Here is a 19,876-nt window from a genome sequence, read left to right on the forward strand (position 1 = left end):
CTATGGAAAATAATATGAAAGTATCGATGGGATGGATTATTCTTCTAATATTATTTGTTATGTTAAGTAAATACAATTTATATATTGGATTTTCATTGAAAATATATATGATTTTTTTAGTCATATATTTTTGTTTAACAATTAAAGACTTTCATATTCAAAAGTTATATTTTCATGAAGTTATATTTTTACTGTTTTATTTCATTTATTGTTTGAGTGGAATTCTTTCTATGTATTTAAATGCTAGTATTCGTATGATTTTTGGCGTGCTACTTGTTTTAGGATGCTATTTTATAATGAGGAATTTATTGGGAAATACTGAAATAGTGGTACTTGAATCATCTATTGCTTATGTAGGAGTAGTATTTAATGTAGTAAGTCTAATACTCTATATAATCGGTTTACAATACTTTAGTTTATACGGTGGAGAAGAGAGAGAAATTTTTGCCGGGTTATTAGTTGATAGAGGATATCCACGGTTAATTGGATTGCTAGATGATCCTAACATTTTTATTTTCTATAATACAATATTTTTTATGTACTATATGACGAATTTACAAAATATTACTAACATCCTAGGGTTAATTTTATGTGTTACGACGAGTTTATTAACCTTTTCAAGAGGGGGGATATTAGCGCTTGTGCTTGTCGTTTTTGTATATATATGTATGTCTAGTTTCGCTAAAAAAATAAAAATAATTATGAGTTTAGTATTGTTTAGTGTAGTTATTTTTAGTTTATCGAATAGTGTAATGGGGGGCCAATTAGATGACATATTAAATAAACGAATTTCTGATTTTTCCCATGATAATGGAAGTGGTAGATTTACATTATGGGAAGCTGCTTTTAAATATTATTTATCCAATCCATATATCGGAATCGGTGCTTTTAACTTTTCGAATTATTATGAGTATCAATTTAATGAAAAATTATATGTACACAATACATTTTTAGAAATTTTGTCTGAATCGGGTACAATTGGTTTTCTTCTATATAGCGCGTTTTTATTCATATTAATGTTCAAGCTAGCGCAGCATACTTTGTTTCGTGAAAAACCATATCTTCTATTGACTATGATTGCATTTTTATTTCAGATGATGTCATTGTCACTCATTATTAACGAAGCGTTCTTTTTATTTTTAGCAGTTGTTGTGAAGTATATTTCAATATATGAAGGAAGGGGAAAGATAGATGGTAAAATGTCTATCAGCACATAACGAGCCGCCTTATGTTTCTGTAATAACACCTTCTTATAATAGTATACGATTTATAGGTGAGACAATTTTATCTGTACAGAATCAATCGTATGAAAACTGGGAAATGATTATCATTGATGACGGTTCAACCGACCAATCTGCCGCAAAAATTAAAGAGATAATAGAAGGAGACTCACGAATTAGGTTATTATCATTAAAAGAAAATGTTGGTGCTGCTAAAGCTCGGAATTTAGCGATCCAAGAGGCAAGAGGAAGGTATATTGCCTTTTTAGATAGTGATGATATATGGTTGCCGCATAAATTGAAGACACAATTGTTATTTATGGAAGAAATGAATATAGCTTTTTCATATGCGTCGTATAGTTTAATTGATGAAAATGGTAATGAACTAAATTGCGAAGTGAGTGTACCAAAATCTGTTGACTATCATTATTTAGTAGGAAATACAATTATCGGGTGTTTAACAGTGATGATTGATCGTAAAAAAATTCCGTATGTCGAAATGCCTAGTATACAGCCGGAAGATACAGCGTTATGGCTGAACTTATTACATGAAGGGTATGAAGCAAAAGGGATACAGCAAGTGTTAGCAAAATATAGAATTGTTACAAATTCTGTTTCTAGAAATAAAATTAGAGCAGCTTTTCGGTATTGGAAATTGTTAAGGGAACAAGAACGACTGAATTCGGTGCAAATTTTTTACTATTTTAGTAAGTATGCTTATCATGCTTATAAAAAAAATAAAATCAATGTAGTTGGGAAGACGCAATTATGAATATACTGTTGATGACAGATAAATTGATAACTGGCGGAGCCGAGAGCTATTTCTGTAAATTGGAAAGTAATTTGCGTTATGATGATTTTAAGATTTATACAGCTGCAGGTGATGGAGAACTATATGAATCTCTTACTAGAAAAGAAAATTTTATATTACTTAGTCGATGGAATCATTTGAGAAATCTTTATTATTTACGAAACGAAATTTGTAAACGAAAGATAGAACTTATTCATGCAAATAGTTTGCGAATGGTATTATATGCTTTTCTAATTCAAAAGTTTATTAAAAAAAAGATGAAAATTGTTTATACGAAACATAATGTAACGATATTAGAAAAGAAAATGCCAACGCTTTTTCGTTATTTCATGAATAAATATGTAAACAATATTATTACAGTAAGTGAGTTTGAAAAGAATAATTTAATTTCAATTCATGTAGCAGAAGAAAAAATAAATACAATTTATAACGGTGTCGATATTGAAAAGTTTTTATTCCAGCAGAAGAAGAAAGAATCTACATATAAAATAGGGATATTAGCTAGATTATCCAAAGAGAAAAACCATCAACTATTTGTCAAAATTGCAAATGTGTTGAAAAAGAGAAATGATTTTATGTTTTATATTGCTGGTGATGGACCAGAGAAAGAATCGATTATGAAAGAAATAGAAAAATATGGATTGCGGCAAAGGGTGAAGATGCTAGGGAATATTTCAGAGCCGCATGAGTTTATAGGGAATATGGATGCCTTACTTTTATTATCTTTTCGTGAAGTGTTTCCAATGGTAGTAATTGAAGCGATGGCTACAGGGACACCAATTGTTTCAATAGATGTTGGCGGAATACATGAAGCGGTAATAGATGGAGAATCAGGTATTTTGATATCTGAATATTGCGAATCTGAATTCGCAAGTGCACTTGAAGAACTACAAGGGAATGAAGAAAGGGTAAATGATATTAGATTGAAAGCACGAGAGAAAGCAGTGAGGTATTTCTCTTTAACTAAAATGATAGAAGAAACGAAAAATATATATGAGTTAAACAAATGACCGGGTAGGTCGTTTGTTTTTTTTATTATAGAAACTTTTAAGAGAGAACTCACATATTATATGAAAAAAGGTAATATGAGGAGTGAATTTATTTTGTCAGAATATATTTCTTCCCAAGAAGATTGTGCGCCAGAAAATAGCGTTCACATTGATTGTTTTGGCGCAGTTCCAAACTCGGGAAATGATAGCTCATTAGCAATTCAGCAAGCTATTGATTATTGTGTAGCGAATCGAATTTCGACGGTTAGAATTACAGGGGTAAATACGTACAAAATTGTAAAGCCGATTGTTATTAAATCAAACGTAAGATTAGAGTTAGATCCTACCGTAACGCTGCAAATTGATGGGGATTTTAATGCATTTGAGCTACAAAGTAACGCTTCGATAGTTGGTGGTACTATTCAAGTTATAAATTCATTGTTTCAATCTGCTGTTATTTATGTTTCTGGTTCACAACAAATCGAAGTACCTAATCAATCTGTTATATCAAATATAAATATAATAAATACAACTCCATCGTATAAAGGAAAAGCTATACATTTTTATTGTCAAAAGGCATGGGATTATATTAGTTTCTTTCAAGTTAAATTTATTCAAATTAAAAACTTTCAAACTGCAATATATTTGAAAACAGAGTATATAGATGATATCAATACACCTTGCTGGATTAACGCCAATGTATTTCAATCAATATTTATTGATGGATGTGTGTATGGGATTGAAGTAGATGGAAATAGTGATTTGCCAAATGAAAGTTCAGGAAATACGTTTCATGATATTCAAGTGCAATGTAGACAACAAACGAAAAAAGCAATTCGTTGCTCAGGTGCGTATAATACATTTGATTGTATGATTTGGGATACGTACCGGATGAGTAGTGAACAGATTGTCATTGAATTTTCTTCTAATTCGCATCGTAACTACCTTTTTTCAAATTTACTTTCTACAACTATTGTAGATAAAGGACAATACAATGTTTGTAAGTCTACCTATGAAGAATCTCTTCGAATTCAGTTACCGATTACGTTAAATAAACCACATTTAATAGGGAATCAAGATGATATTTTAGTAAATGCTCAGCAGAAGTATACGATTAAGCAAGTAAGTGGGAAAGTGCCTTACGGGGGGAATCTCGCAAATTGCTTTAATTTAATAGATGAACAAAGTGTAAACTATATTGACGTTCCAGATAGTAATCCAGTTGTAATTGAACTGGATTTTACGAAAAAACCAATACAAATGTTAAATTGTTTTGGAATGTATTTTGGGTGGGGAGAGAGCGCAAAGAAAATTAAAATTGAATATGCATTAAGCGCAACTGGAAGTTGGGTTATCGCGTTGGATGTTCCATTAAATGTTGGCGATACAATTATATCGAATATGAAGGCGAGTCAGTTATATAAAGTTAGAATTACATTAAGTGGTTATTCTCAAGATCATAAGCGTTTTCGAATTAATCGTATTTTTGCAAGGTCTTCTATGGAAAACGGGAACGCTTGGTTAGCGACAACTGGTGGAAGAATGTTTGGAGATATTGAAATAGAGGCAAGTAAAGGTATAATCATGAAGACTGCTAGTGGAGTGAAATGGAAAGTTACTATTAATGAAGCTGGCCAACTTATTACGACTAAGATAACTTGAGATGTTGTTTAATTGTATATCCTTGGACGAGTTACAACGTAGTGGGATATAGGTAATGAAAAAGAGATTGTAATTTGGTTTCAACCAAACTACAATCTCTTTTTTGTTTCAATTACTTCCACCAAATCCAAGTCCAAAGGTAATTTCGTACATTTCGAGGAGTAATGCGAATGAAGCGTTCACCGTCAAAGAAGCAATTTAAATTTGGAAGTGTTTCATCTGGATTTTCTGGAACAAAAGTGACGATGTTTTCGTTACTTGTAACGGTTACTGTAATTGGTGGGTCGGTAGGCGAGACTTGAAGTTGTAACGAAATATTGGCCGTATTTTTAAATTCATTATTAACAGGTGGACTTATTACTTGTACTGTGAATAATACGATAATTGTTTCGTTTGGTTCCAAATTAGTGGCAACCAGGAAACCGATATTCGGATTCGCTAGTGGAGAGCGTTCACCGTTAATAAAGACAGTGCCGTTTATAAATTGTAAACCTGCTGGAATGGTATCTTGTAAAGAAATATTTGAGAGTGAAATTTTGGAAGTATTTGTAATGCGTACCGTGTAATCAAAATATTGATTTAAATAAGCTGAGCTGACGGAAGCATTTTTCGTGACTGTTACAGTTATAAATTGAATTGGTATACGAACGATATTTGAATTAACAATGAAAGTAATAATTGGATCCTGTGGTGTCAATTGAAAGGCAGCGGTAACTGTTGCAGAATTTATAATTGTACTGTTTGAAGGAATAGAAGTTACGAGAACTTGAAATGTTATAGTTGCTACTGAATCTGCAGGTAAAGAGCCGATATTAATACCAGTGTCTGGACGAACATTTGGAACGGGAGTACCATTAATTGTTACGCTGTTTTCTATAAATGTTGTACCAGCTGGAATTGTGTCTATAACAGAAGTACTGATTGTCGGAATTGGGGAGTGATTAAATACCGCTAATGTGAATGTAATAATATCTCCTATAACGACAATAGATTTGTCAGCTGTTTTTTTAATGTCAACCATCGGATCAACGACTGTCGTTGTAACGGTATTTGTTTGCTTTGTAACTGTATTTGTTTGCTTTGTAATCGTAATAGGTGGTTGGATTGGACCGACAATAGGCGTATAGGAAATAGTAGCATCGTTATTGATTGTAGATTGAAGAGTAGAAGAAGAAATTGTCACTTGGAATGTAATAATAACAGATTCATTTGGAGCAAGATTTCCTAACGTAATACCATTTTCCGGATTCGCATTAGGTTGATTGATTCCGTTAATCGTAACACTACCAATAACAAATGTCGTATCTGCTGGTGCTGTGTCTACTAAAAGAAGGTCTTCGATAATGATATTACCATTATTAGTAATCGTGATGGCATACGTTAAAGTTTGACCGGGTAAGGCACTTGTGAAATCAACAGCTTTTATCGCAATGACATTATCATTTTGGACAGTAGTTGTGACGTTGTTTGTTGTAGTCGTATTTGTAACAGGTACGTTATTTGGGTTGACTATATAGTTAAAAGTAGTAATTGCGTTGTTGTTTAGTTCATTTGGTGTTGGAATAGAAGTCACAGTTACTTGGAATGAAACGATAGCATCTTCACCAATAGTTATAGTACCAATTGGTATGCCGCTTACTGGATTCACTCCTGGAAGAGTTTCTCCGTTTACAATGACGCTATTTTCTATAAACGTAGTACCTTGAGGAATAATATCTTGAATGATTACATCATTTACTGCAACATTACCGGTTTGATTTAGTGTAATCGTATACGTTAACGTATCACCAACCGTTGCAAATGCAAGGTCAACAGCTTTATTACTATTCAAATTTGCGTGATTAATTTCTGTTGCGGCAGCTGATGAAATAATAGTTTCGGTAATAGGTGGTCGATCTGGTAACGTGTATTCATATTCAATTGTACTCGTGTTAGAGATTGGATTTGTTTGTGGAATCGAAGTAACCCGTACTTGGAATAGAATAGTTGCTGTCGTATTAGGTGGAATGGTATCAATTTGTATACCGTTAAGAGGGTTTTCATTTGGCCGAGCGTTGCCGTTCACGATAACACTATTCTCTATAAAGCTCGTATTTGCTGGGATGATATCTGTAACAATAATGTTTTCGACTTGTATATTTCCGTTATTTATGATGGAAATTGTATAAGGGATGATAGTTTGTAAGTCAGCATATTGGATAGGCGTTGTTTTTGTCGCAATTACATTAGCGGAAATAACTTCAGTGGAGGTAATATTGCTAGTCGATATTTGTTCTTCCACGTTTATTGTATAACGAGAAGTTGATTGATTTTGAACATGACCGCTAGCAGGAAGAGCTACGACGGTAACAGAAAATGTGACTGGGATAGAAATGTTAGGAGCAATCGTTCCCACAAGTATACCTACACTTGGGTTGGCGTTAAGCTGAGGAGTGTTATTTACTAAAACGCTACCGTCAATAAAGGTTGTTCCATCAGGTATATTGTCTGTAAATACAACAGCAGTGGCATCCGTATTCCCTGTATTCGTTAAAGTTGTTGTATAAGTTAAAATGTCACCAATCGTTACAGAGGTTAAATCAACAGTTTTAAGTGAAACGATATCAGCATCATTAATTTGAACGAAAGTAGTATTGGAAGTAGTAGATTTTTGAATTGGTGCAAAGTCAGGATTGAAAATAAAGTCGTAGACGATGTTTGCAGTATTAGGTGTTGGATTTACAGTAGGTAAATTCGTAACGGAAACTTGGAATGTTATTGTAGTCATTTGACCTGCTGCGACATTAGGAATGGAAAAGCCGATATTCGGATCTGCTGCAGGAAGTACAGTATTATTAACTATTACACTTCCTGGAATAAATACTGTTCCATCTGCTATAGTATCTGTAAAAAAGATGGAATTAGTTGTAGCCGATCCATTATTTTGAATGAATACTGTATATTCAATGGTTTCATCAATAGTAGCTAATACAGTATTAGCAGATTTTGTAGCAATAAGAATAGCATCAATAAATTGTATGTTTGTAGCATTGGAAGAGGTCGTTTCTGAAATTGGTGGTGTGCTTGGGTCTGGTCGATACTCATAGTGAATGACGGCGATATTATTAATGTTATTTTGTGGCGGTATAGAAACTACGCTTACTTGGAACGTAACAATAATCGTATTATTTGGAAGAATTATATCAAGATTGATACCGGTAATTGGATTTTCGTTAGGTCTTGGTACGCCATCTACAAGAATGCTATTTGGAACGAATGTGGTGCCAGAAGCAATTGCGTCAAGTAGGAGAGTATTTGTAATAGGTATTGTACCGGCGTTTGTAACTGCGACTGTATATGTGATGATTTGACCGATACGTGTAATGGATCTGTTAGCGGATTTAATTGCACTAACATTTGCCGTTCGCACTTCAGTATTTACTGCATTTGATAACGATCTACGCTGAATAATTGGAGAACTAGGGTCAATTTGGTATTCGTACGAAGTGTCTGAAATATTAATGACTGTATTGCCCTCTGGTATATTTGTAAGTTGTACTTGGAATGAAATAGTGACTGTTTCATTTGGTTGTATCGTGCCGAGAGTTACTCCGTTTTCAGGATTCACGCCAGGCTGAATTACATTATTTATTGCTAAGCTATCTTCAATGAATATAGTACCTTCTGGAATGTTATCAATGAACACGATATTGTTAGCCGGAACGGTTCCTATATTTTGAAGTGTATTTGTGTAGGTAATCATTTGCCCGATTGATACGAAATTTACATCCGCACTTTTAACAGAAATAATATTTGCATTTTGAAGTGATGTTGTAACAATGTTAGAATTTGCAGAGCGATTTACTGGTGGGGCTGTAGGAATACTTACATATTGGTAAGTTGCTGAAGATTGATTTACAATTTCAGTTTCATTCGGTGGATTATTTGTTTGCACTTGAAATAGTATCGTTTTGGAACTGTTTGCTGGAATTGTTCCAATTGGTATTCCGTTTTCAGGATTTACACCTGGCTGAAGGACACCGTTAATTGTGACACTATCGGGAACGAATGTAGTCCCAGTTGGAATAGAATCTGTGAAATCAATATTTATTGCGTCAACATTACCGATATTTTTCACTTCAGAAATATAAAGTATAGTTCCACCGATATCTACAGTTGTTGGATTGGATGTTTTTGTAATTGTCAATTGTGCTTGCACGAAATTTGTAATGACGATATTACTAGTAGATGTTTCACTAATAGGCGGTTGCCCTGGGTCTGGTTGGATTGTATATGTTGTATTGGATTGATTTGTAATCGATTCTTGCGAGAATGAATCGTTAATAAGAATTTGGAACGAAATAAGATGAGTAGCGTTTGCTACTAGGGTAGGCAAAGTAACACCTACATTTGGATTGGCACCAAGTATAGTTGTTCCATTAAGTGTAAAACTATTTTCTACGAATGTAGTATTTTGGGGAATAGTATCTGAAAATATGAGATTAGTAGCTGGAATATTTCCGGTATTTTCTAGTGTTATTGTGTAAGTCAAAATATCACCTGTTGTTGCTTGCTGTGCATTGACTGCTTTTAAAGAAAGGATAGTCGCATCCGAAATTTGTGTGAAAGCAGGATTAGACGTAATTGTTCGAGAGATGATAGGAGCAGTTGGATCGGCGATAAAAGTGTAGTCAATACGGGCTGTATTAGAAATTGGGTTCACGCTTGGAATAGATTGAACGATAACCTGGAATGTTACAGTGACGATTTCTGACGGTGTGATGGAGTTTAATGGTATTCCTACGTTAGGATCAGCATCTGGAACGGAAACGCTATTAATAGTTACGCTATTCGGAATAAAGGCAGTTCCTTCGGGGACCAAATCTGTTAAAGTAACTGTATTTGCAGTAGTATTTCCGTTATTTTGAACGACTACTGTGTAAGTGATTGTACCGTCAGTAGATTGTACGAGAGAATCTGTACTTTTAATTACGGATAACGATGCATCAACAACAGCTGTATTAACCGTATTAGACGAGGATGTTGCTGTAACAGGAGGTTGACTTGGATCGACAATATACGTGTAACTTGTAAGTGCTTGATTTATAATTGCTCCTTGTGGTGGAATAGAACTTGCAAGAAATTGGAATGTAATAGTAGCGGAATCACCTGGTGCGATAATACCAACGGGAATACCGAGAGTTGGACTTGCATCTGGAAGTGAAATCCCGTTGAGCGTAACACTATTTGGAACAAATAATGCTCCTTCAGGAACTCCGTTAATGAGTAAAACAGAGTTTGCAGGGAAGTTTCCAGTATTCGTTAATGTTGCTGTATACGTAATTACATCCCCGATAGACACAATTGAACGATTTGCTTGTAAAACAGTTGTAACAGTCGCGTTATTAATTTGTGTTGAAGCGCTATTAGAATTTATCGTGCCTGTAACAGGAGGAGAGGCCGGATCAACGATGAATGTGTATTGAATAGATGCTACGTTTGTAATCGGATTTGAAGGTGGAGTTGATGTAACTATGACTTGGAAAGTAACGGTTAAGGAACTATCCGAGCTAATTGTTCCGATATTCACTCCGTTATTTGGATTTGCACCTGGAATTGTACTCCCATTTACAGCAAAACTATTTTCAACAAAGGTTGTTCCTGCTGGAACTGGGTCTGAGAAATTTACATTCGTAGCGTTTGTATTGCCGCTATTTTGAATCAAAACTGTATAAGTGATCGTATCTCCAATATTTGCAAAGGCTGTATTAGCAGTTTTTACAGCTGAAAGTATTGCTGTATTAATAGAAGTAACGAAGACATTCGTTTCCACATTGCCAGGCTGAGCCAGTAATGCATTGCCTACGTTATATTGGAAGTTAACAAATCCTAAGTTTTGGAGTTCAGGTGTGAACGTTGTTGGATTACTTACGATTTGTACTTGGAATATGATTGTAACAGTTTGATTTGGATTGATTGTATTTATGCCAACACCGTTAATAACCGAAGCGGATGGTAATGGAGTGCCATCAACAATAACTGATCCTGCAACAAATTGTGTCCACGATGGTAAAGGGTCTGAGAATATAGCGTTGTTAGCAGGAATATTGCCTGTGTTCGTAATAGTCGTTGTATACGTAATCGTATCACCAATCGTTGCAAAAGTTTTATCTCCTATTTTAATAGTATTTAAAATAGCACTTTCAATTTTTGTTGTAACGTTGTTAGAAATAATATTTTTTGAAACTGGAGGATTAGCTGGATTAACGATATGTTGAAAGCTAACGCTAGCTTGATTAGTAATTGGATTTATAGGCGGAATCTCATTGGCGATAATGTTAAATGCTACGATGACAGATTCGTTTGGCGCGATATCACCGATTGGAACGCCTGTAATGATATCTGCATTTGGGATGCTAGTTCCGTTCAGTGTAAAGCTATTCGGTTCAAAGGAAGTTCCGTCTGGAATAAGGTCGGTAAAAATAACATTCGTTGCACTCACATTTCCGCTATTTGTAATTGTAACGGTGTAGGTAATATCCTGCCCGATATCTACCGTAGATACATTTGAATTTTTTTGTGCAGTAAGGATAGCGCTATTAATTTGTGTTGTCGTTGTATTAGATTGATTGGAAGTTGTAATAAGTGGCTGGCTAGGATCAACGACATAATGATATGTGGTAGAAGCAGAGTTAGAAATGGGATTAAGTGTTGGAAGTGTAATAACAGTTGCTTGGAATGTAACGATTGCCGTATTACCACCATTAATGGAACCAATATTTACACCAGTTGATAAATCGGCGTTTGGAATGGTTTGCCCATTAGCTGTGAAACTATTTGGAACGAAACTTAAATTGCTATCAAGAATATCGATAATAGTTACATCAGTTGCGGTCACATTCCCGGTATTAGGGAGGTTAAGTGTAAATGTTATTGTATTACCAACATCCGCAAAAGTAAGGTCTGCTGTTTTTGTGCTAATAATAGTTGCATTGTTTATTTGAAGGAGTGTAGTGTTGGAAGTAGCTGCACTTGAAACGGGAGGATTAACAGGATCAACAGTAAATTCATACGTCGTTGATGCTTTATTTGGTGCTGGGTTACTAGGGGGAATATTGTTTACTGTAACTTGAAAGACGATACTATATATTTCATTTGGTGGAAGTGTTGCAAGTAATACACCCGTATTTGGATCCGCGTTAGGTTGTAAAACGCCATCGACAGTTAATGTGTTAGGAACAAATGTGAGTCCACTTGGTAATGCATCTGTGAATACAATATTAGTTGCATCGGTATTGCCTACATTGGTAATAGAAGTAGTATAAAAAGCAGTTTGCCCGATATCTGCAAAGGATACACTTTCATTTTTCGTCATAGACAATATTGCTTCGTTAATTTGGGTTGAAACAGGATTACTAATTGAAGTTTCTGCATCAGGCGGTGTGACTAATTGATACGATGTTGATGAGAAATTTACAATTGGGTTTTGGGTGGGTAATGATGTTACAGTAACTTGGAACGAAACTGTTACTGTAGTCCCGGTTGTTATTGTCCCAATATTCACACCGTTCGATGGATCCGCCCCACTTTGAGGAACTCCATTAATAGAAAATGTGTTTGCAATAAATGTAGTGACGCTTGGCACTGTATCTGTAAATATAACATTTTGTGCAGATGAGTTTCCATTGTTTGTTAAAACGACAGTATAAGTGAGTGTGTCTCCAATACGACTAAAGGATTTATCGACTTGTTTTAATGAAAGAATGTTAGCTGTATTAATCGTAGTAAACACTGTGTTTGAAGTAACGTTTCTTGAAACGATCGGTGCATTTGGATCAGCGATAAATGTGTAAGAAGCAGTAGCGGAATTGGCTACAGGATTTTGGTTTGGTGTAGAAGTAGCAGTAACTTGAAATGCGATAGATATTGAGTTGTTAGGAGCAATTGATCCGATTGTTATACCTGTATTAGGATCGAGTTCGATGTGTGTACTGCCATTGATTGTGACACTATTCGGAATGAACGTTGTGCCGTCTGGAATAAGATTAGTGAAAGTAATATTAGTTGCATTTGTATTGCCATTATTCGTTAAAATGGTTGTATAGGTAATAGTATCACCTAGTGTTACAATTGTTTGATCGACCGATTTTACCATCGTTATCATAGCATCTAGTACCGGGTTTGTAACGATATTCGTGGAAGTAGAAGTTGTGATAGGAGTTCCGTTTGGATCGACAGTATAAGAATATAAAATTGTGTCATTACCCATAATTGAACTTGAAGGGGGAACAGAAAGAACATTTGCTTGGAAAGTAACGGTTACTGTTTCACCAGGAGCGATATTTGGTATAGTTACTCCAAGTGCTGGTTGCGCACCAGATTGCTGAACCCCATTTATTTTGACTGAGTTTGGTATAAAGGTAGTGTTAGCTGGAATTGCGCTCGTGAACGTTATATTCGTTGCAGTCGTATTTCCTGTATTTGTAATAGTTGTTGTATACGTAATCGTATCTCCAACAGAAATGATAGATTTATCAACGCTTTTTTTGGTCGTTAATATTGCACTATTAATTGTTGTCGAAACAGCATTAGATACGTTCGTTTGTGTTACGGCAGGTTGGCTAGGATCAACTACATGTGCAAATTGTACAGAACTAAAATTAGAAATTGGGTTTATACTTGGAATGTTTGTAACAAGTACGTTGAGAGTAATCACGGCCGTTCCATTTGGGTTTATATTTCCAATCTGAATCCCGTTAGATGGATTTCCGATTTGCTGTGTACCAGAATCGTTTGTAAGAGTGCCAGATATGAATGTCGTCCCATCAGGTAAACTATCCGTGAAAATTATATTTTGTGAAGTGACATTTCCAGGGTTACTTAATGTAATTGTATAAGAAATTGTATCACCAATCGTTGCGAAAGTTTTATCTACAGATTTGATTGCCACAATTTCCCCAGAATTTATTTGTGTCGAAACAGAATTAGATGTCGTATTTCGTGAAACAAGTGGTAAATTAGGTCCTGTCATAAATTTATAATCAATAGAAGCGCCGTTTACAACCGGTGAGTTTGGTCCGCCTGGTCCAATTGTGAAAATTGGATTTGGAATGCTAACTACTTGCACACGGAAGGTAACATTTATAAAATCTCCTGCAATAATATCCCCAATTGGTATCCCGTTCGCTGGATTTACTCCAGGTAATAAAACTCCGCCTACTCGAACGCTATCTTCTATAAATACTGCGTTATTTGGAATCGGATCTGTAAAAATGATATTCGTAGCAGTTGTGTTTCCTACATTTTCTAATAAAACTGTATACGTTAAAAATGAATTTCCAGGTGCTATGTCAGAAAATAGCCGATCCACACTTTTCGTTGCTTGAATAATCGCTTCGTTAATTTGAACTAAAGTTGGATTACTTGTAGCTGTTTCTGTCACCGGCGGCTGGGTAGGATCAACAATGATCGAGTATGTCGTGCTAGACTGGTTCAAAGTTGGATTTGTAACTGGTATTGAGCCAACGATAGCTTGAAAGCTAATTGTTGTCGTTCCTCCAACTGGAATTGAGTCTAAAGAAATCCCGCTATCTGGTCTAAATCCAAGTTGTGGGATGGTATTAATTTGTACGCTATCAGGAACGAATGAAAGTTCAGGTGGTAATATATCGATAAAAACAGGTGTGTTTGCGGTAGTATTTCCGCTATTGATGAGGGTAGTTGTATACGTAATTGTATCTCCAACAGCAGCAAAAGCACTGCTTGCAGTTTTTGTTGCGATAACAGAAGCAGTATTTACTTGTGTAAAGGTTTTATTAGATTGAACTGTTCGTGAAACTGGCGGTTCATTTATATCTACAATAAAGCTATATTGAAGCGATGATTTATTCGGGATTGGATTAGGGTTTGGAAGTGTTGTAATGTTTACTTGAAAACTGAGTGTAGCAGATGCATTTGAATTCAAGTTACCAATATTGATACCGTTTTGTGGATTTGCATTCGGAACGGTTACACCATTTATCTTAAAGCTATTTGGGATAAAGGTAGTACCGTTTGGAATTGTATCAGTAAAAATAATGTTGTTCGCAGTAGTATTTCCGTTGTTTGTAACAGCTGAAGTGAATGTAATTGTATCACCAATTGTAGCGAAAGTTGTACTAGCGCTTTTATTTATTACTAAAGTAGCGTCAATAATTGGTGTAACAGTTGTATTTGTTACGGTGCTACCAACAGCAGGAGATTGGTTTGGATTTACGGTATATTCATAATTTACAAGAGCATTATTTGTTAATGTGCCACTAGGTGGTATCGCTAAAATTTGTGCTTGAAAAGTAATGAATACAGTATCTCCTGGCGAAATATCTGCCAAGTGAACACCAAGTGATGGATCTAATCCTGGTTGTGGAACATTATTGATAGTTACGGAGTTCTGGATAAATGAAGCTCCTGCGCCAAGCCCATCTGTTAAAACAGTTGCACTAGCAGGGATATTACCTGTATTTGTTACTGCAATCGTATAAGTAACAATATCACCAATTGCAGCTGTCGGTGTATTCACAGACTTAGTAGCGACAATAGTAGCGTTATTAATTTGAGTTGTTATTACGTTACTTAACGTATTGGCGGATGCTGGAGGTAAGTTAGGATCTACGACATACTGGTACGTTGTATTACTTTGGTTCGGGATTGGATTTGGATTTGGGATAGAATTTATTTGTACTTGGAATGAGATGATTGTATTTGCATTCGGATTTATTGGGTCGATTGCAATTCCGCTTGCTGGATTGACATTAGGCAGTGTATTCCCATTTACAGTAACACTATTAGGAATAAACGATGTTCCGTTTGGAATTACATCTGTAAATATTACATTTGATGCAAGTGTGTTCCCGTTATTCGTTAAAGTAGTCGTGTACGTAATAATATCATTTACGTTAGCAAACTGTTTATCTGAAGATTTAGTAGCGGCAATTGAGGCGTTATTAATAGTTGTCTGTACAGTGTTAGAAGCAATCATCTGCATCACAGCAGGTTTGGATGGATCATACGTATATTGGAATGTTGTGCTTGATTGATTTGTAATTGGGTTTACAGCAGGGATAGTTGGTACAAAAACTTGGAATGCAACGGTGCTTGATGAACTCGCTCCTATCGTACCAATTGAAATGCCGTTAGCAGGATTTGCATTAGCTATAGGGACATTATTAATCGTTACAGTATTAGGAATGAAGAGGGTACCCGCTGGAATGATATCTGTAAATGTTACATTAGCAGCAGGGGTATTCCCGTTATTCGTTAAAATAGTCGCATATAGTATGACATCACCAATATCAGCGAAGTTTGTACTCGTTAGTTTTGTAGCAACGATATTAGCAGTATTAATTTGTGTAGTTACTATATTGCTAGCAGTGTTTCTAATAAGAGCAGGTAAGTTTGGATCAGCGATAAAGCTATATTGAAGTGCAGCGCTGTTTTGAATTGGGTTTGGTGAAGGTAGCCCATTTGTACTTATTTGAAAAACAATCGTTGTAAAACCACCTGAAGGAATGGAGCCGACTTGAAGACCGGTACTAGGGTCTGCACCTTGTTGTAAAGTACCACCTATAAAAATACTATTTGGTACGATAGTGGAGCCATTAGGGATTATATCGGTAACAATAACATTATTTGCTGTAGTATTGCCAAGATTAGCTAAAGAAATTGTATATGTGATTGGTTGCCCGACATCGGCGATAGTTAAATCTACTTCTTTGACAATCACTACATTTGCTAAATTAATTTGTGTACTTACAGTGTTACTTACAGATGTTTCTATAGTTGGTGGATCGCCCGGATTTAGAATAAAGCTATACTGTGTACTAGATGAATTTAATGTTGGGTTTTGTGTTGGTAAAGAGTTGACGGTTACTTGATAAGAGACAGTAAGTGAGCCATTAGCAGCAATGGAAGGTAGCGGAACACCTATATTTGGATCTGCGTTATTTTGAAGTACACCATTAATAAGAAAAGTATTTGGAATAAAGGTAGTACCGTCTGGATTCGTATCTACGAAAGTAGGACTATCAGCAGAAACACTTCCTGCATTCGTCAAAGTAACAGTATAAGTTAATATATCCCCTACGGTAGCGAACTCTCGATCCACTGTTTTGGCTGAAATGACATTTGCATCGTTTACTTGAGTAAATGTAGTGGTTGAAGTAGTGTTCTTACTTACAGGTGAAGTGTTTGGATCAACGATAAAGTTATAGGAGATGGAAGCGCTATTTGAAATAGGGTTTGGATTTGGAATGCTAGTTATTACTACTTGGAATGAAGCTGTAATTGTAGTATTAGCATTGATGCTACCAATATTGATGCTAGCTGGTGTAACGCCTGGCTGAGTAACACTGTTAACTATAACGCTGTTTGGGACAAAGGCGGTTCCATTCACAATTGAATCAGATAGTAATACATTGTTCGCTGCAACATTTCCATCGTTAGTAAGAGCAAAGGTGTAAGTTAATACATCGCCAACTTCCGCAAACGTTTTATCTACAGATTTATTAACATGGAGATTTGCTAGTCTAATTGTTGATGTAACAGAATTAGAATTTGCTGTTTTTGAAGTCGGTGGCAAACTTGGATTTACAGTGTAAATATAAGAGGCGAAAGCGTTATTAATAATAGGGTTTTGGGCAGTAATGTTAATGACTGTTACTTGAAAGGATAAGGTAAAAGTAGCTCCACCAGGAATTGTGCCGATAGGTAAAGGAACGAGAGAATCTACATTTTGTAAAACTCCGTTTAGTGTTACAGTACCAGGAGTCAATATCGTTCCGTTTGGAAGTGGATCAGTTAGTTGCACGTTATTAGCGGCTGCATTTCCACTGTTTGTAATAAGGATTGTATAACTTATCGTTTCGCCAATTTTGGCAAATTGTTTGTTAGTTGATTTTGTTAATGTTACATTCGCATTGTTAATTTGAGTGGAAACGAGATTCGAAGAAATATTTTTTGTAACAGGTGATTGGCTAGGATTGACAGTATATTGATAAGAAGCGCTTAATCCATTAGATACGACATTTGACGTGGGTATTGTGTTTACTACTACTTGAAATGCAACATTTTTTGTTGTGCCGCTTGTTATGGATCCAATGTTCACGCCGGTAGCGGGATTTGCGCCCACTTGTGTCGTGCCATCTATTGTTAAACTGTTTAGAACGAAAGTTGTTCCAGTAGGGATGACATCTGTAAAAATAACATTGTTCGCATTTGTATTACCTGTACCTGTAAAGGAAACAGTGTACGTTAGTGTATCACCAATATCTGCAAAATTTTTATCTACTGCTTTCGTCATTGTTACAGTAGCATTATTCACTTGAGTGGAGACAATATTTGTCGTATCAGTCCCACTTACTGCTGGTTGATTAGGTACAGGAATGTATTGATATGTTGTTGTTCCACTATTTAATATTGGGTTTGTTTGAGGGATAGAAGGAACGAGCACTTGGAATGAAATAGTAGTAGTGGAATTTGCGGCAATTGAACCAATTGGTATACCATTAGCGGGATTTGCGCCAGCTTGAGTAACTCCGTTCACAGTTACACTCCCTGGAATGAAAGTAGTCCCGCTAGGAATCGGATCCGTATATATCACATTCGTTGCAGCGATATTTCCTATATTAGCTAAGGCAATACTGTAAGTTAATGTTTCACCAATATCGGTAAAAAGTTTGTTAACTGATTTTGTTCCATTAATATCTGCAAGGTTAATTTGTGTTCCAGCAGAGTTACTTGTTGCAAGACCATTAAAAGTTGTTCCTCCGGCGATTGGTGTATATTGAAATGTAATATTAGCAGTGTTAGAGATAGGATTTTGACTTGGAAGAGAAACGACAGTAGCTTGGAAAGTTACTATACGAGAAGCACCATTATTAATTGTTCCAAGAGATATACCAGCGGTAGGATTTGCATTTGTTTGTGGTACGTTATCTACTGTTACAGTGCCGGGTATAAAAGAAGTACCGTTAGGGAGACTATCTATAAAAATAGCGTTATTGGCAGGAAGAAGCCCGGTGTTAGGGATAGTAACTGTATAAGTGAGAATGTCTCCAATTGCAGCAACGCTTTTATTCACGCTTTTCGTTGCTTGAATATTTGGTGAGTTTATATTAATTTGTAAGCCGACTGTATTTAACATGTATGCATCTCCGTTAGTAGTTAAACGGATTGCGGCGGATACTTGTGAGTTTGTTAAATAAGAGGAAATATCAATGGAAGTAATGTCCCAGCCCTGTCTTCCTGCGGAAATGTTTGTACTTGTAGAAGCACTTTGATTTCGCGTTCCAAATGTCCCTGTTGTATCTAAGTTTCCTGCAGCATTATTAACTTGAGAACCGAAGAAATTATTTATGGCATTGTTTGGTCCAGATAAAGCATTTAACGAACTGAAATTTGGTCCAAATAAAGCTTGATCCCCGGTTAAATCTGCATCTCCTTCGGTAGAACTTAAAAATAATCTCCCGCTTACTGGTCCACCTGAAGGTGTTAAAAATCCAGAAACAGATACATCAGCACTACCAGTTTCTGCAGAAACACGGTTACCAGCTACATAAATGGTTAAGTTTCTTGCTGGCAATGTCCCGTTTTGATAAGCGACGATAAGCGTCCATCCAGCCGAATTAATTGTTCCATTAGAAGCATCTATAGGATCTACAAGTCCAGGAACCGCTCCTGTAGTATAGGAACCAGAACCTCCCGCTTGAATAAGAGTTGTTACGTCTGCTGAACGAGTGTAAAAGCCAAATGTAATAGAGTTTGAAACGAATGTTTGATTTGAAGCTGTAACAGCTGAAGGAGTAATCGAGTATGTTGAAACAGGTGTTGTAAAAGAAACTGGGTTTCCTAATACACTCGTAATGTTTTGATCACGAGATAAATAGTTTCCACCCCAAACGAGTTCTGCGTAAAGAATAGTACTACCAGCAGGGATATTTAAAATAGCGGTAGAACTATTTTGTGTATAGTTTAACGTTGTACCAGCAGGAAAAGTAGTTACTTGTAAAGCAGTATTCGTAGTTACGAATGCACCAATTGCCCCGATTGTACCAGCACGGTTTTGATTACTAATTTTACTTAAGCCTAAAGTATTGCCTGTAATAGCGAGTGCGCCGTTAGTGGTGGTAGAAAATCGATTCGTAATGGGCATGTTGTCACCTCATTTACAATATAGTCTT

The 19,876-nt window shown here is 35.8% G+C and carries 5 protein-coding genes; 4 read left to right on the forward strand and 1 reads right to left on the reverse strand.

Features of this window, described 5'->3' with window-relative positions; genetic code table 11:
* Positions 1–2: 2 nt before the first annotated feature.
* The 4 genes from H6481_RS05125 (at position 3) to H6481_RS05140 (ending at position 4,682) form a co-directional block, all read left to right on the forward strand.
* A complete protein-coding gene (locus tag H6481_RS05125) occupies positions 3–1,217 on the forward strand; it encodes an O-antigen ligase family protein (protein ID WP_063546949.1) in 1,215 nt (404 codons plus the stop codon).
* Positions 1,192–1,992 carry a glycosyltransferase family 2 protein gene (locus tag H6481_RS05130; RefSeq protein ID WP_182811119.1) on the forward strand — a complete coding sequence of 267 codons (801 nt, stop codon included), beginning with the start codon at positions 1,192–1,194 and terminating at the stop codon, positions 1,990–1,992. Before H6481_RS05125 ends, H6481_RS05130 begins: the two co-directional genes overlap by 26 nt.
* Positions 1,989–3,041, forward strand: coding sequence for a glycosyltransferase family 4 protein (locus H6481_RS05135; RefSeq protein WP_098851917.1), 1,053 nt, complete (start codon positions 1,989–1,991; stop codon positions 3,039–3,041). Before H6481_RS05130 ends, H6481_RS05135 begins: the two co-directional genes overlap by 4 nt.
* 93 nt (positions 3,042–3,134) lie before the next feature.
* Positions 3,135–4,682 (forward strand): hypothetical protein, encoded by a 1,548-nt coding sequence (locus H6481_RS05140; protein WP_182811121.1) that lies wholly within the window; start codon positions 3,135–3,137, stop codon positions 4,680–4,682.
* 112 nt (positions 4,683–4,794) lie between these two features.
* Here H6481_RS05140 and H6481_RS05145 read toward each other — a convergent pair whose 3' ends face one another.
* On the reverse strand, positions 4,795–19,848 hold the full coding sequence (locus H6481_RS05145; protein ID WP_182811123.1) for a DUF11 domain-containing protein: 15,054 nt from the start codon (positions 19,846–19,848) through the stop codon (positions 4,795–4,797).
* Positions 19,849–19,876: the final 28 nt, after the last annotated feature.

It is taken from the genome of Bacillus sp. ME78 (assembly GCF_903970865.1).
GTDB classification, from domain to species: domain Bacteria; phylum Bacillota; class Bacilli; order Bacillales; family Bacillaceae_G; genus Bacillus_A; species Bacillus_A cereus.